The 14,620-nt window shown below is 44.5% G+C and carries 14 protein-coding genes; 9 read left to right on the forward strand and 5 right to left on the reverse strand.

Annotated elements, in window-relative coordinates:
- Positions 1–118: 118 nt before the first annotated feature.
- Together AC1RM2_RS15400 and AC1RM2_RS15405 are read right to left on the reverse strand one after the other, a co-directional pair.
- On the reverse strand, positions 119–1,258 hold the full coding sequence (locus AC1RM2_RS15400) for an efflux RND transporter periplasmic adaptor subunit (protein WP_492986085.1): 1,140 nt from the start codon (positions 1,256–1,258) through the stop codon (positions 119–121).
- A gap of 117 nt (positions 1,259–1,375) precedes the next feature.
- A complete protein-coding gene (locus tag AC1RM2_RS15405; RefSeq protein ID WP_492986086.1) occupies positions 1,376–1,774 on the reverse strand; it encodes a hypothetical protein in 399 nt (132 codons plus the stop codon).
- Between the two features lie 317 nt (positions 1,775–2,091).
- On the opposite strand from AC1RM2_RS15405, the gene AC1RM2_RS15410 reads away from it, so the two are divergent.
- The gene (locus AC1RM2_RS15410) at positions 2,092–2,610 is read left to right on the forward strand and encodes a hypothetical protein (protein ID WP_492986087.1); all 519 of its coding nucleotides are present in this window, start codon (positions 2,092–2,094) and stop codon (positions 2,608–2,610) included.
- Between the two features lie 126 nt (positions 2,611–2,736).
- On the opposite strand, the gene prfA is transcribed toward AC1RM2_RS15410, so the two are convergent.
- Positions 2,737–3,810, reverse strand: coding sequence for a peptide chain release factor 1 (gene prfA, locus AC1RM2_RS15415; RefSeq protein WP_492986088.1), 1,074 nt, complete (start codon positions 3,808–3,810; stop codon positions 2,737–2,739).
- Positions 3,811–4,043: 233 nt separating this feature from the next.
- Between prfA and AC1RM2_RS15420 the strand changes: the two genes are divergently transcribed.
- A complete protein-coding gene (locus tag AC1RM2_RS15420) occupies positions 4,044–4,265 on the forward strand; it encodes a hypothetical protein (protein ID WP_492986089.1) in 222 nt (73 codons plus the stop codon).
- A 258-nt stretch (positions 4,266–4,523) separates the two neighbouring features.
- A complete protein-coding gene (locus tag AC1RM2_RS15425; protein WP_492986090.1) occupies positions 4,524–4,868 on the forward strand; it encodes a hypothetical protein in 345 nt (114 codons plus the stop codon).
- 58 nt (positions 4,869–4,926) lie between these two features.
- On the opposite strand, the gene AC1RM2_RS15430 is transcribed toward AC1RM2_RS15425, so the two are convergent.
- Complete coding sequence (locus tag AC1RM2_RS15430) at positions 4,927–5,841, reverse strand: AraC family transcriptional regulator (RefSeq protein ID WP_492986091.1); 915 nt, start codon at positions 5,839–5,841, stop codon at positions 4,927–4,929.
- A 94-nt stretch (positions 5,842–5,935) separates the two neighbouring features.
- Here AC1RM2_RS15430 and AC1RM2_RS15435 point away from each other — a divergent pair, with 94 nt between their 5' ends.
- Positions 5,936–6,301 (forward strand): SnoaL-like domain-containing protein, encoded by a 366-nt coding sequence (locus tag AC1RM2_RS15435; protein WP_492986092.1) that lies wholly within the window; start codon positions 5,936–5,938, stop codon positions 6,299–6,301.
- 174 nt (positions 6,302–6,475) lie between these two features.
- Here AC1RM2_RS15435 and AC1RM2_RS15440 read toward each other — a convergent pair whose 3' ends face one another.
- Entirely contained in the window at positions 6,476–7,228 is a 753-nt protein-coding gene (locus AC1RM2_RS15440; protein WP_492986093.1) for a hypothetical protein, read from the reverse strand.
- Between the two features lie 329 nt (positions 7,229–7,557).
- On the opposite strand from AC1RM2_RS15440, the gene AC1RM2_RS15445 reads away from it, so the two are divergent.
- From AC1RM2_RS15445 to AC1RM2_RS15465, 5 genes are all read left to right on the forward strand, one after another.
- Positions 7,558–9,675: a prolyl oligopeptidase family serine peptidase gene (locus tag AC1RM2_RS15445; RefSeq protein ID WP_492986094.1), complete on the forward strand. Its 2,118-nt coding sequence runs from the start codon at positions 7,558–7,560 to the stop codon at positions 9,673–9,675.
- Between the two features lie 65 nt (positions 9,676–9,740).
- Complete coding sequence (locus tag AC1RM2_RS15450) at positions 9,741–10,517, forward strand: GDSL-type esterase/lipase family protein (RefSeq protein WP_492986095.1); 777 nt, start codon at positions 9,741–9,743, stop codon at positions 10,515–10,517.
- A 2-nt stretch (positions 10,518–10,519) separates the two neighbouring features.
- Positions 10,520–11,113 (forward strand): hypothetical protein, encoded by a 594-nt coding sequence (locus AC1RM2_RS15455; RefSeq protein ID WP_492986096.1) that lies wholly within the window; start codon positions 10,520–10,522, stop codon positions 11,111–11,113.
- Between the two features lie 42 nt (positions 11,114–11,155).
- On the forward strand, positions 11,156–12,001 hold the full coding sequence (locus AC1RM2_RS15460) for a hypothetical protein (RefSeq protein ID WP_439695458.1): 846 nt from the start codon (positions 11,156–11,158) through the stop codon (positions 11,999–12,001).
- 181 nt (positions 12,002–12,182) lie between these two features.
- Positions 12,183–14,453, forward strand: coding sequence for a Tex family protein (locus tag AC1RM2_RS15465; RefSeq protein ID WP_492986097.1), 2,271 nt, complete (start codon positions 12,183–12,185; stop codon positions 14,451–14,453).
- Positions 14,454–14,620: the final 167 nt, after the last annotated feature.

Raw genomic sequence — 14,620 nt, forward strand, 5'->3', positions numbered from 1 at the left:
TAAGGGGTAAGCCTTGAGTCAAGAGTTCTGAGTCAAAAAAAGCAATCGCATTAGTTTCAGGTCGAAACATTTACGCAGCCCGGCTTCTGACTCACGACTATAGGCTTAAGACTTAAAATTACTTCATGGCCAGTAACGAATCCCTGCTGAGTTTTCTTGGTTTAATGATCATTCCGTCGCGTACGTTCTGGGTGCCTTCCAGCAATATTTTGTCGCCGGGCTTTAAGCCGTCTTTTACAATGTAGTAGTTAGAAAAACGGGTTTGGGGTACAAAGGCGCGCATGTGCAGCTGGTTGTTTTTATCAACTAAATAAACATAGCTTTTATCCTGAATATCAAATACCGATTGTTGCGGCACCATAACAACATTATCGGCCTTGGTTGATATAAACAGCTTGCCGGTGGCACCATGCCTCAAAAGCTTTTGCGGGTTGGGAAAGCGAGCCCTGAAATTAATGGACCCGGTTTTTTGTTCAATTTCTGCTTCAACAGTTTCAATATCGCCCTCGTACGGAAAGTCGAGGCCATCTGCCAATACCAGCCGCACTTTGTCGCTTGTTTTGCCCGGCGCGGTTTTGCGTTTGCGTACGTATTGCAGGTATTCGTTTTCGGGGAAGCTGAAATACGCGTACATCGAGCTGATATCAGACAGGCTGGTAAGTAAGGTGCCCTCATCAATTAAACTGCCCGATTTAAGGGGAATCCTATCCACAATGCCATCAAAGGGCGCATGAATGTAGGTATAGGCCAGCTGGTCTTCGGCGCTTTGCACCATGGAACGGGCCTCTTCTATGGTTGCCTTATCGGCGCTCAACTTTGATTCGGCCACGTCCAGTTCCGATTTGGAGATCACTTTTTTATCAACCAGCATTTTAACACGGTCAACCTCCAGGGCGGTCGCCTTGGCGGCGGCAACAGCATTACTTAGGGCTGCTTTGGCCTTGGTGAGGTTTACCTTAAACTCCTGGTCGTTGAGTTTAAAAAGCAGCTGGCCTTTTTGTACTGACGCGCCTTCGTCGATAAATACTTTTTCTAAAAAACCACGAACGCGCGAACGGATATCAATGTTTTTTAATGCCTGGATATCGGCAACATATGGCTTTTGGATAACCGTATCGCGCGTGGTTAATGTAAGTATAGGTAGTTGTAGGGTATCGGTGGTTTCGTCTTGCGTGGTTTGTGCTTTTGAGGAGCAACCCGTGACATATATAGCTATAATAATTGCCAGTAGAGGCAGTAGTGCTTTAACTGTTTTCATTTTTCTGATAGCGTTAAGCATAGTGGTAACGTTCACGTACCAAAATGGCTATGTTATTAATTCTTTTAAATAGAGGTTATCATGCACCGCAGCGGATGCATCGCATCAGAGAAAAGATCAGAAGGGACTTAGCCGGAACAGGAAGCTATAATATGCCGGAAGAAAGGCTTCCCTGACAAGGTTCTGCTTGGGTTCCAGCTTTATTAAGCTTGTAATTATGCCCGGTAACGATTGATTGGCCGGCTGTAAAATTGCCGAATAGTTGGTGCGGGCATGCACAAACCTTACGTAAACGCAGGCACGATTGTTTTGGCTGCTGCCAGATTCCGAAGTGTCGTCACTTACTTCCTGTTGCTGGGCAATGTTAATGAGCTTATGGTGCAGCCTGGAGATATCATCGGCTGTTGAACCCCAGCGGTTATAATGTTTTAAAATTGTATCCGCATTGGCAGCCACAGCTATAGAAAGCTGGAAAAAAAATAATACAAAGAATATTTTTTTTGTGAGTGCCATCATTGCGAATTTAACACATAATTATTCTTTTTTCAAATGATTTTGTATTTTATTTGCTGTAAAATGAATTTATTTGAATTTTTTGGCTTGATTGTTAGCATTTTAGCTTTTCACCACGATGAAAAGTGTTTTTAACACTTACTGTACCGATACGCCAGGTTAATTCAAAGTAGCCTACCCTCGTTATGGAGTAGCTTCCTGCTTTTTATAATAAATGTGTCTAAAAGTTGTCGTTGGGTCGCTTTAAACTATTTTTATAGCCTGCCGGTTAATGCCTTTTTGTATAAATTCCCTATTTTAGGCACACAAATACCATCAGTATGCAAAACCCCCGTTTTAAAGCCACAAGGCTTATAGTTTTAATTATGCTTGCAGGCGCTATCGGCAGCAATTTATCAGCACAAACCAAACCCACAGCTACAACAGCAAAACCTGAAGCTGCCGCGAAAACACCAACAGCAGCAGGAATTATAGCGCCTACAACCCTTATAGAAAAGTTTTTCAGGAGTTACGATAAAGAGAGCACCACTAAAGCGATGATTGATATATTTAAAACCAATCCGCTTATTGATTCCAATAGCCTGGTTAAGCTTATCTCCAAAATAGATACTACCCGAAGCCTTATCGGCGCTTATACTGGTAAAGATCTTATCGTTCAGCGTAAAGCATCCAATAGCCTGGTATTATACAGTTACCTGGTAAAACATCAAAACCAACCCCTGCGGTTTACATTTATGTTTTACAAGCCTAAAAACGAATGGGTAATTTACCGCCTGTATTTTGACGATTCGGTAAGCAGCGAGCTGGAGCAATCGGCAAAAATTACAGCGAAACCGTAAAGGCGCTTAAAGCAAAAGGGCTAAACACCATTTTTGGCACAAAAAGAAAGGCCTTTAGCATATTGCTAAAAGCCTTTTGATATGATTTAAGGAAAACCTTTTGCCTTTGACCTTTCTCCTTTAACCTTAAACTACGGTTCCTTCTTTCAGTTTCTCTGCATTTTCTGCAAACTGTAAAGCTTCCATTATCTCCTGCAAATCGCCGTTTAAAACACCGGGCAGGTTGTATATGGTAAGGCCGATACGGTGTTCTGTCAAACGCCCCTGCGGATAGTTGTAGGTACGTACCTTGGCCGACCTGTCGCCGGTTGATACCATGGTTTTGCGCTTTTTGGATGTTTCTTCCAGGTGCTTTTGCAGCTCCATTTCGTACACGCGTGAGCGTAATACCTGTAATGCTTTATCGTAGTTTTTTAATTGCGATTTTTGGTCCTGGCACTGCGCCACAATACCGGTAGGCAAGTGGGTTAACCTTACGGCCGAGTAGGTGGTATTTACCGATTGACCGCCCGGGCCCGATGCGCAGAATAAATCTTTACGGATATCACTAACCTGCAGGTCGATATCAAACTCATCAACCTCGGGCAATACCACAACCGATGCGGCCGAAGTATGTACCCGTCCCTGGGTTTCAGTATCAGGAACGCGTTGAACGCGGTGTACGCCCGATTCATATTTTAAGGTACCGTAAGCGTCTTCGGCTATTACGTTAAATACAATTTCCTTGTAGCCGCCGCTGGTGCCTTCGGTATAATCAACCAGTTCGGTTTTCCAGCCGCGTTTTTCGCAATAGCGCATGTACATGCGGTAAAGGTCGCCGGCAAATAAAGCGGCTTCATCGCCACCTGTACCGCCACGAATTTCAACCATCGCGTTTTTGCTGTCTTCCGGATCTTTAGGGATCAGCATCAGGCGGATGACTTCTTCCATCTCTTCCTGTTTGCCCAACAACTCATCCAGTTCCATTTTGGCCATTTCACGAAACTCTTCGTCTTTTTCGGTAGCCAGGATCTCTTTATTGCTATCTATGTTGCTCATAATGTTACGGTATATGTTATACTCGTCAACAATTTTAGCAAGGTCTTTATATTCTTTATTCAGCTGGGCATAGCGTTTCATATCCTGCATTACTTCAGGATTGCTTAATTCGCCTTCAACGGTTTTCCAGCGTTGAAATATCAGTTCTAATTTCTCTAACATATTCGGTGTATTCAAAAGCTAATCAAAGCAGCTTTGCTTGATGATGGTCCGGCTACAAAAGGCGTTACGTTTCGGTCGGTTTACAGGCTTGCTCCAAAAAACGCACAAAAATACGTATTTTCGGGGATATATTATTTCAGCGGATTGTAAGTTGTTTTGGCCGCTATTTATGTAACTTTAATTTAAAACCTAATAAGCGTTAATGCTGTTATTCAATAAAAAACAAGCACATTATGCCACTTCCAGAAAACCCCAATCTTGACGATAACCAGGACGAAAAAGATCCAGGCAACGAATACGAACAAAACGAAGGCCAGGACACCGGCAACGAACGTTTAGATGCGGACGTTGCAGATATTGCCGCTTTAGAAGCTGCCACCCGCGCCTCCGAATCGGCATTTACCTTAAATGTAGAAGACGGCTTAACGCCCGACGTTGATGAGGACGAAGATTAGACACGAATATTAATACACACGAATACTTGCAGGGTGTTTAGCAATTGTATCGAATATTAATACACACGAATACTTGCAAGGTGTTTAGCAATTGTATCGAATTTCAATACACACGAATACTTGCAGGGTGTTTAGCAATTGTATCGAATTTCACGAATTTTGATTAGGCGCTGTTTGTGAAATTAGTGTTCTTATAATTTTTAAGTCGCCAGGCCGGTATTCGTGCTATTTCGAAACATTCGTGAAATTAGTGTTTATATGAAAAAACTGATATTAACCGCTTTGATGGCAACTGCTTTAGCAGGTACGGCAAAAGCCCAAAATAAATTCAACGCTGCTGATTTTAAGGCCGGCCTGGGTAAAACCGGCACGTTATGCGATACCGTTTACTCGCTCAAAATAGTAAGCGATACACTTACCCTGCTTAACATGGGCGGTATCTATCCGCATCAAAAATACACCATCGCCATAAAGGGGAATAAGGTAACCTTAGACCTCCCGAATATTAAACGCAAAGCGATTTGCGTTACCGGGGTTTTTGAAATGTTTAAAGATCAACCCGAAGTAGTAGCCAGCCGCCCTGAGCAAATTGAAGTGCATTAGTGCAAGAATCAAGAAATTAGAATCAAGAGTTAAGAAAAAAAATGCATGGCGGGAAAAATTACCGGTTAAGCTTACTTCTCCGGTAGGCCGCGGGCGTTTGCCCGGTTTTTAATTTAAATACACGGTTGAAGGCCGCTTCTGATTGATAACCCACGTTTGCCGCTATTTGGGCCACATTGTTCTTATCCATCAGTAACAACTTTTGAGCTTGCCTTATGCGCCAGTTGGTAAGGTAGCTTAACGGCGTTTCGTACACTAATTTTTTAAATTGGTTAAAGAAAACCGACCGCGACATCCCAACCTCCAGTGCAAGAGAATCAAGCGTCCAATTGTTTTGTGGCGAGTCCTGCATCAGTGTCAGTGCCTTGCTGATCCTCGGGTTGTTTAATGCCGAAAGAAAGCCACTTTGGGGCGCATCCTGTTCTAAATATGCCCTGATGATATTCACGAACATAATTTCTGACAAGCACTTCAGCATTACCCTGCTCCCCGGCTTCTCGTTGTTGAGTTCGTTCAGCATTAACTGTGCAACCTGCTTTACCAGCAGCTGATTTTCGGTTACGTATTGCCTGATATGGATAACTGCCGGCAAATCCTTTAAAAAGGGATGTAGGGCCTGGTAGTCAAACTCAAAATGGCCTGCTATCAGGGTGGTTACATCGCCACTGGTATTAAAAACAGGTATTCCCGCCCTGCGGGCCTTCACAAATTCCGGCGATGGCATACGCAGGCTTGTAGGTTTATCTGCTATCCAATGGGCACTACCATGAGGCACAAATACAAGGTCTCCTTCGTCCATTTCTATGATACGGCCGTCGGGTGTGCCAATGCTGCAACTGCCGCTCACCAACCGCCAGAATTGCGAATTATCGTCTTTAATAATATCCAGTCCCCATGGGGCCGAAAGCGGGATTTTGCTGTAAACAACACTCCGCAGGCTGGTTGCATCTAATATTGTACTTAAAGCGTCCATTGTAAATTGATACGATTAAGCAAATATATAGCACTATTCAATACTTTTAGTATGATGTGGCGGGTTAATTTTGTGTTATCAAAATCAGAAAAAAATGACAACACAGGAATTAGCGGATAGCTACAATGAACTTTTTCAACAACGGAAAGTAACAGAAATTTACCAACAGTTGTATAGTGTCGACATAGTTTGTACCGAACCGGAACACGCTTTGGCCATGGGCGTACCCACCATTACTAAGGGTATTGAGGCTGTTTTGGCAAAATCAAAAGCCAGGCAGGAACTCATAGCCGAAGTGCACAGCTTTTTTTGCAGCCAGCCAGTGGTGGGCGGCAACTTTTTTAGCGTAGCCATGGGCAGGGATATGACGCTGAAAAATGGCCAAAGGCTACAAGTAGCAGAGATAGCCGTTTTTGGCGTAAAAGACGATAAGATAATATCCGAAACGTTTTTTTATTAAATCGCTTAGTTTTTCGCGCCAAGACGCCAGGCCGCAAAGCAGATATGAATTTTTAAATGAAAAAAGGGATGTCTCAAACTAATGAAACATCCCTTTTTATTCTGTCTTGATTCTTGACTCTAAATTCTTGACTCTTCTTATATTTTGTCTTGATTCTAAACTCTTGATTCTTCTTTAAAATTCTTTATATAAACCAAAAATGGCCTGCCCCTCGGTCATGGCCTGATTGGTAACCGTACGGCCAAGTACCAGTGTACGGTCAGTATAAGTAATTTGTGGCCCTTTCGAGTTAATGTAATTGGCTTTCAGGAACAGTCCCCATCCTGCGCCTGTATTTAAGCGGATAGCCGCGCTGCCGCCATAGGCAAAAGCAAATTTAGTTGAACTGTGTTGCAAAAACTCGCCGCTTTGCGCATCAACACCCTGTATCTGCACAGCAACGGTTGGTGTGGCAAAGCTTTTTATGGCGCCGGCTGATGCCCTGAAATCGAACGAAAAAGCGTGCCATACAACGGTATATTGCGGGCCCAATAATATATTGAGGCTGCGGTAGCGTTTGTTGGCAGTAACTATCGATCCATCGGCTACATAGCTGTCTGTATACCCCTGCGAAATCTTTTGATCATCATCATAAACAAGGTTACCCTGGTCCTGGTAGGTTACGGTATACCCTAATGCTGCGCGCTTAAAAAAGTAATGTGCACCATCTAAAGAATATACCAGGCCTTTTTTGGCGAACCCCGATTTGTTGTTGCTGTAATCGGTTGATTTAAAATCGCCATATGGCCTTGACTGGCCAAATCCCAAACTTAAATAACTTTTAGATTTTTCGGAAACCGTTTCGTCATCCTGCACATCCTGCGCCTTTGATTTAAATGCCATCAGCATAAAAAAAGCTGCAGCCAATAATGTAAAAGTTTGTTTCATGTTGTAATAGTCCTAATAAAATAAATCTGGTTTGCCAAAACCTTGCTTATTTGGTTTAGCAAACGCCTAAAAAAATGCATTATTATAGCCAATGACGCTTATGTTAAAAAAACAGGCCTCAGCAGATAATATACATGCCATATCCGCGCAAACGCAGTTAAGGCAACGGCTACAGTCGCTTTTAGTTACAGGGCGCTAATATAGCTTGCCCCGGTCAATTAAACAGCAGCAAAGGGCAAAATTAACAACTTTTAACCTTTAATGGCCTAAATCATTTGTGCCCGTGTTGTGCAAATTACTATCTTTAGTTCCCTGTAATTTAAATGGAGATGAAAAGAACACCCTGCTTACTTGCATTAGCTGTTTTATTTTACAGCTATTCCCACGCGCAACAAATGACTATTAAAACACTACCATACCCCAAAACAAAAAAGGTTGATACCGTTGATACATACTTTGGTACCCCGGTGCCCGACCCCTACCGCTGGCTGGAAAACGACCAGGCGCCAGATACAAAGGCCTGGGTAAAAGAAGAAAATAAGGTTACACAGGATTACCTGAAACAGATACCCTATCGCGAAGACATCCGCAAACGCCTGGAAACATTGTGGAATTACGAGAAATACAGCGCTCCATTTAAAGAGGGACAGTACACTTATTTTTATAAAAACGACGGCCTGCAAAGCCAGGCGGTTTTATACAGGCAAATTGGCGATAGCGGTAAGCCCGAGGTGTTTTTAGACCCCAATAAATTTTCGGCTGATGGCACTACATCGCTACAAGGCATCGATTTTACCAAAAACGGCGACCTGGCAGCCTACCAGATCTCGGAAGGCGGATCGGACTGGCGTAAGGTTATCGTGATAAAAACCAGCGACAAAGGTGTGGTTGGCGATACCCTTATCGATGTAAAATTTAGCGGCCTGGCCTGGAAAGGCACCGATGGCTTTTATTACAGCAGCTATGATAAACCTAAAGCCGGTAGCCAGCTTTCGGGCCTAACGCAGTACCATAAATTATTTTACCACAAACTGGGTACGCCGCAAAGTACCGATAAGCTGATATTTGGCGGCGAGAAAACCAAACGCCGGTACATTGGCGCTTACCTTACCGAGGATGAGCGTTTTTTGGTGATAACCGCGGCCACATCAACCACCGGCAATGAGTTATACATTCAGGATTTAAGCAAGCCCGATAGCCCTATAGTAACCGTGGTTGATAATTTTGATAACCAGCACAGTGTATTGGACAATGTAGGCAGCAAGCTGTATATCCTAACCAATATTTATTCGCCAAATTTTAAAATAGTTACCGTTGATGCCGCAACCCCCGGCATAACCCATTGGAAAGATTTGATACCGGGCACAAAAAATGTTTTAACAGCCAGTACTGCCGGGGGTAAAATTTTTGCCGAATACCTGAAAGATGCCACCTCCTTTGTACAGCAATATAATATGGATGGCAAGCTGGAACGAACCATCACGCTGCCATCAGTTGGAACGGCCGGTGGCTTTGCAGCCAAAAAAGAAGAAAAGGAAACTTATTATACTTTTACCAGCTACATATACCCGCCAACTATTTTTAAGCTGGATATAGCTACCGGGCAATCAAGTATCTATAAAAAATCGGGCGTGCAGTTTGATCCCGAACAGTACGAATCGAAACAGGTGTTTTACGCGTCGAAGGATAAAACCAAAATCCCGATGATCATCACTTATAAAAAAGGGACGGTGTTAAATGGCCAGAACCCTTTAATGTTATATGCCTACGGTGGTTTCGGCGTGAGCTTAACACCAGCGTTCAGCACGTCGAATATTATATTGTTAGAGCATGGTGGCATTTACGCGGTGCCAAATTTGCGCGGTGGTGGCGAGTATGGCGAAACCTGGCATAAAAAGGGCATCAAAATGAAAAAGCAAAACGTTTTTGACGATTTTATTGCAGCTGCCGAGTACCTTATCAAAAACAAATACACGTCTAAAGAGCACCTGGCAGTATCCGGCGGCTCAAACGGCGGCCTGCTCATCGGCGCTATGCTTACCCAGCGCCCGGATTTGTTTAAGGTAGCATTCCCTGCTGTAGGCGTTATGGATATGCTGCGTTACAATAAATTTACAGCCGGAGCGGGCTGGAGCTATGATTATGGCACAGCAGAAGATTCGAAGGAAATGTTTGAATACCTGTACAAATACTCGCCCTACCATGCCCTTACACCGCGTGAATACCCGGCAACAATGGTTACCACAGCCGACCATGACGACCGTGTGGTACCTGCTCATTCCTTTAAGTTTGGTTCGCGGCTACAGGAATATCAAAAAGGTACTGAACCGGTACTCATTCGCATTGAAACCAATGCCGGTCATGGCGCAGGCCAATCAACCGCCCAGGTAATAAGCGGACAGGTTGATAAATGGGCCTTTATGTTTTGGAATATGGGGGTTCATTAGTTCACTTGTTCATTGGTTCATTGGTGAAGAGTTTGATATGAAAAGCATTTTAGTTGTTGGGTAACATGAATAGATTTGGTTTAGCTTTTGTATTAATTTTAACAGGCATTACATACGCGTTTGCGCAGGATAAAAAGCCCAACCTGAATATCGTGTTTATTGGCAACAGCATTACACAGGGCGTTCAGCTGGCTACGCCTGAAGATGCGCCGCCGGCTACAGCCATTGCTTATCTGCGCCGGCAAAAAGATTTAGGCGCCGTTGAGTTTAGCAACCAGGGCCATAGCGGCTACACCACCCTTGATTTTTTGCCTGGTACCAACACCTTTACCAAAGTGGAGGAAGCGGCCGGTGCATTTACCGATAAAAGCGCGTTACTGATATTTTCGGTTAAGCTGGGCACCAACGATAGTGCCATCCAGGGGCCGCATGGTGCGCCTGTATCTGCGGGCGATTACATTCAGAATGTAAAAACCATTATCGATAAATTGCTTGCAGATTTCCCGGCAGCTGTTGTCATATTGCAACACCCTATCTGGTACAGCCCCAACACCCAAAACGGGGCAAAATACCTGCAGGAGGGCTTATCCCGATTGCAAAGTTATGCGCCTAAATTAGATAGCCTTACCCAAAGCTACGCCGCTATTAACCCTAAACACGTTTTTACCGGCGATAAAAAAGCATTCAAATATTTTAAAAAACATCACCTTACGTTGCTGATCCCCGAAAATGGGAAGCAAGGTATATTTTACCTGCATCCCAATAAAGCGGGAGCCATTGTTTTGGGCGAATTTTGGGGCAAGGCGATTGAAAAAGTAGTACGGAAAAACTTTGAGGAATAGGTATGATAAAAAAGGTTTCGCGGAAACGCTTTTTGAAAAACTATCCAAACTTTGCGGTGGCGAGCCCGTACCGCAATAAATATTTCTTCCCCGAAACGTACAACAGCTATATACTGTATGCTGAGAGCCGGTCGACCATAGGGGTATGCAAAAATATATCAGCAGGTGCTACTGCCTTAATCAAAGGCATGGGCTTTAATGAAATGTTTTTTTTAGGCGATACCACATCGCCATGGCTGCTCCGGGAGCATGACTATAAGCCGGTAAAACAAGCGCTTGAATATTTGGAGCAACACAAAATAAGCAAGAGTTTTAATGGCGCTATTGAGGTTGATGAACTTCACTTGCCCGTTTTTTTGATGCACCTGTTTTGGTTAGTGCGGTGCAATGGTGTAGTATTTACCCCGCATTTTAGCGATGCCGGATTCAATGTGATGATTAGCCTGTGTCAATATGGTAATATTCACTTTAGTACTTTAAACAAGCAAGCGGATGAATCCTTTAATGCTGCGGTTTTAAATACAGGGTTGAAATTTTTAAACGAAGAAAGGTGTAGCGGCTATAAAATTCCACGCCGGATGGCGGCTAATGTGTAACTTGCTGAAAATCTAATTAAATGGCTTTAAACCTATACGGCAATGAGGTGTTGTAAAAATGTCTTTTATATTGTTGCGATATGTTTGCCGGTTTTTGGGTGTAAGGCAAACCCGGCAGATAAAGCATTGTCGCCGGCCTTAAAGTCATCGGTTCCACAATCTAAAAACATCGCTTATACAAATCAGTCCTGCAAAGTAATTCATGTTTTTGTTGCGTTATGTGATAACAAATACCAGGGCATAGTACCCGTACCACCCAAAATAGGCAACGGGCAGGATCCTGAAACCAATTTATACTGGGGCTGCGATAACGGAGTACGCACCTATTTTAAACGAAGCAAAGATTGGCGGCTGGTTAAAAAACAAAAGGGCAAAAAGATGATCATGGAACGGCTGATATTTAAACACCGCACTCAGAACGTTTTCCTGGTTGCTGATGCCTGGGACGGGCAGGCCATTGAAAAAACAACAGAGGACTTTTTGTTTAGTTGTGCCGGGCAGTTAAAGGATACCATTCATTATAAAAAACAGGTGATAGGTATTGATGGCAACGCCCAATTACTGGCTTATATAGGGCACGATGGGCTGATGGATTTCGGGCTGCCCAATAAGTTTAAAAACGCCGATGGCAAAACCCGGGATTGTATTATATTGGCTTGCATCAGCAAAAAATACTTTAGCGGCTTTATTACGCAGGCCAAAGCTAACCCCCTGGTTTGGACAACCGGCCTGATGTGCCCCGAGGCATACACTTTACATGATGCTATTGCCGGTTACATTAAAAATGAACCAAATGAAGCAATCAGGACACGGGCGGTATCTGCCTACGTAAAGTATCAAAAATGCAGCGTGAATGCAGCGACCAATTTATTGGTATCGGGCTGGTGATATTTTTGTTATTTCACAAGCCAGATCGCTATTTCAACACGAAGCTCTTTGCCGGGTTTATACTTTGAAGTTGTTGCATGCTGCCTTTTACCTTTCACCCTTAACCTTTCCCCTATTTGTTAACAATCTTTTTTTGAATTGTAAGGCTATTCTCTCAACTTCGCAGTCCGAAATTTGATGTATGATATCGCATTCTAAAAAAATAGCTTCCGAGCTTTCCATATCCGAAAAACAGGTAAGTGCAACAATGGCATTACTTGACGAAGGAGCAACAGTACCGTTTATTTCCCGTTACCGCAAAGAGGTTACCGGCACGCTCGACGAGGTGCAGGTGGCCGAGATACGCGACCGCGCCCAACAACTGCGCGACCTGGATAAACGCCGGGAAGCGATCCTGAAATCGCTTACCGATATGGGCAAACTAACGCCCGAACTGGAAAAACAAATAAACGAAGCCGAAACCATGGTTTCGCTGGAGGATATTTACCTGCCCTATCGCCCCAAACGCAAAACACGTGCTACCACAGCCCGCGAGAAAGGTTTACAGCCCCTGGCCGATTTGCTGCTGGAACAACGCAAAGCCGATGTGCAAACAGAGGCAGCTGTTTTTATTGATGCCGAAAAAGGTGTTAATAGTATTGAAGAAGCATTGGCCGGCGCAAGGGATATTATTGCCGAAACAATTAGCGAAAATGCCGAAGTACGTACCCGCATCCGCGAGCTTTTTATAGAGAAAGGCACTTTTCAATCAAAAGTGATTGATGGTAAAGAGGTGGAAGGCATTAAGTATAAAGATTATTTTGACTGGACAGAACCGGTAAAGTCGGCCCCATCGCACCGCATATTGGCCATGCGCCGCGGCGAGAAGGAGGAAATCCTTTGGCTGGATATAAAACCGGCTGAAGAGGAAGCCATTGCCGCACTGGAAGACAGCTTTGTGAAGGCTAACAACCCATCTGCCGACCAGGTGAAACAAGCCATTGCCGATGGCTACAAACGCCTGCTGAAGCCATCGATGGAAACAGAGGTACGCCTGTTTACCAAAAAGAAAGCCGATGAAGAAGCTATCCGCGTATTTGCCGAAAATGCCCGTCAGCTGCTTTTGGGCGCTCCACTTGGTCAAAAACGGGTTATGGCTATTGACCCCGGTTTCCGCACCGGCTGTAAGCTGGTTTGTTTGGATGAACAGGGTAAATTATTGGAGAATACCGCCATTTACCCCCACACCGGAGCCGGACAGGCGCGCGAGGCAGAAAAGACAGTTCAGCATTTATTTGATAGGTATAAAATTGAGGCCATTGCCATAGGCAACGGTACCGCCGGCCGCGAAACCGAGCTTTTTGTACGTAACCTTAACCTGCCCGGTGTTGCCATTGTAATGGTGAACGAAAGCGGCGCTTCAATCTACTCTGCATCTGATGTAGCCAGGGAAGAGTTTCCGGATAAAGATATTACCGTAAGGGGCGCCGTATCTATAGGCCGCCGTTTGATGGATCCGTTGGCCGAGTTGGTAAAAATCGACCCAAAATCAATCGGTGTGGGCCAATACCAGCATGATGTGGACCAAAACAAGCTGCAAACTTCGCTGGACGATACCGTAATGAGTTGCGTAAATGCGGTTGGCGTAGAGCTGAACACAGCATCAAAACAAATTTTAGCCTATGTATCGGGCCTTGGTCCGCAACTGGCGCAAAACATTGTGGATTACCGCGACCAGAACGGGGCTTTTAAACGCCGCGATCAGCTTAAAAAAGTACCCCGCCTGGGCGAAAAAGCGTTTGAACAAGCGGCAGGTTTCCTTCGCATCCACCATGCCGAGAATCCGCTGGATTCAAGCGCGGTACACCCCGAGCGCTATAGCTTATTGGAGCAAATTGCTAAGGACATGAAGTGCACGGTGAAAGATTTAATGGGTGATGCTGCTATCCGAAGAAGCATTCCGCTGCAAAAATATACATCGGAAACAGTAGGATTACCCACGCTGAACGATATCATGGCCGAACTGGCCAAACCTGGCCGCGACCCGCGCGAGCAGTTTGAAGCCTTTAGCTTTACCGATGGTGTAAATGCAATTGGCGACCTTAAAGTGGGCATGAAGCTGCCAGGCATCGTTACTAACATAACCAACTTTGGTGCATTTGTTGATATCGGCGTTCACCAGGACGGATTAGTACACCTGAGCCAGATTACCAACCGCTTTATAAAAGATCCTAACGAAGTGTTGAAAGTTCACCAGAAAGTGGAGGTAACCGTAACAGAGGTTGATGTTAACCGCAAGCGGATTGCCTTATCGATGAAAGAAAACGATAAAAGCGAGCCGACGGCCAGGAGGAATGACGAGCGAAGGCCAGCCGGCGGAAACAACAAACCCAATTTTAATAGGAAACCACAGGAGGCGCCAGAGACAGACATCGCCATAAAGCTGGCCGCGTTAAAAAACAAGTTTAAGTAAAGCAGTCTTTTTTTCATCCAGGGGGTGAAGTCTTTCGAAATCCTGAAGGCCGATGGCGTTATAAAAAGGGCTGTCATGTTTAGACGGGCCTAAACATGACTTGGGTTTACATAAACGGTGGTTTTTAACGCGGGCTACTACTCACCCCGGCTACGCTGCGCTGGCCG

The sequence above is a fragment of the Mucilaginibacter sp. GW822-FHT03E02 genome (assembly GCF_058801545.1).

Bases quoted from the DNA above. Each gene is read 5' to 3' on its own strand.
- AC1RM2_RS15445 (WP_492986094.1), top strand. From the start codon at position 7,558: ATGAAAAGAACACCCTGCTTACTTGCATTAGCTGTTTTATTTTACAGC.
- prfA (WP_492986088.1), bottom strand. From the start codon at position 3,810: ATGTTAGAGAAATTAGAACTGATATTTCAACGCTGGAAAACCGTTGAA.
- AC1RM2_RS15435 (WP_492986092.1), top strand. From the start codon at position 5,936: ATGACAACACAGGAATTAGCGGATAGCTACAATGAACTTTTTCAACAA.
- AC1RM2_RS15405 (WP_492986086.1), bottom strand. From the start codon at position 1,774: ATGATGGCACTCACAAAAAAAATATTCTTTGTATTATTTTTTTTCCAG.
- AC1RM2_RS15460 (WP_439695458.1), top strand. From the start codon at position 11,156: ATGAGGTGTTGTAAAAATGTCTTTTATATTGTTGCGATATGTTTGCCG.
- AC1RM2_RS15450 (WP_492986095.1), top strand. From the start codon at position 9,741: ATGAATAGATTTGGTTTAGCTTTTGTATTAATTTTAACAGGCATTACA.
- AC1RM2_RS15440 (WP_492986093.1), bottom strand. From the start codon at position 7,228: ATGAAACAAACTTTTACATTATTGGCTGCAGCTTTTTTTATGCTGATG.
- AC1RM2_RS15455 (WP_492986096.1), top strand. From the start codon at position 10,520: ATGATAAAAAAGGTTTCGCGGAAACGCTTTTTGAAAAACTATCCAAAC.
- AC1RM2_RS15400 (WP_492986085.1), bottom strand. From the start codon at position 1,258: ATGAAAACAGTTAAAGCACTACTGCCTCTACTGGCAATTATTATAGCT.
- AC1RM2_RS15430 (WP_492986091.1), bottom strand. From the start codon at position 5,841: ATGGACGCTTTAAGTACAATATTAGATGCAACCAGCCTGCGGAGTGTT.
- AC1RM2_RS15420 (WP_492986089.1), top strand. From the start codon at position 4,044: ATGCCACTTCCAGAAAACCCCAATCTTGACGATAACCAGGACGAAAAA.
- AC1RM2_RS15410 (WP_492986087.1), top strand. From the start codon at position 2,092: ATGCAAAACCCCCGTTTTAAAGCCACAAGGCTTATAGTTTTAATTATG.
- AC1RM2_RS15465 (WP_492986097.1), top strand. From the start codon at position 12,183: ATGATATCGCATTCTAAAAAAATAGCTTCCGAGCTTTCCATATCCGAA.
- AC1RM2_RS15425 (WP_492986090.1), top strand. From the start codon at position 4,524: ATGAAAAAACTGATATTAACCGCTTTGATGGCAACTGCTTTAGCAGGT.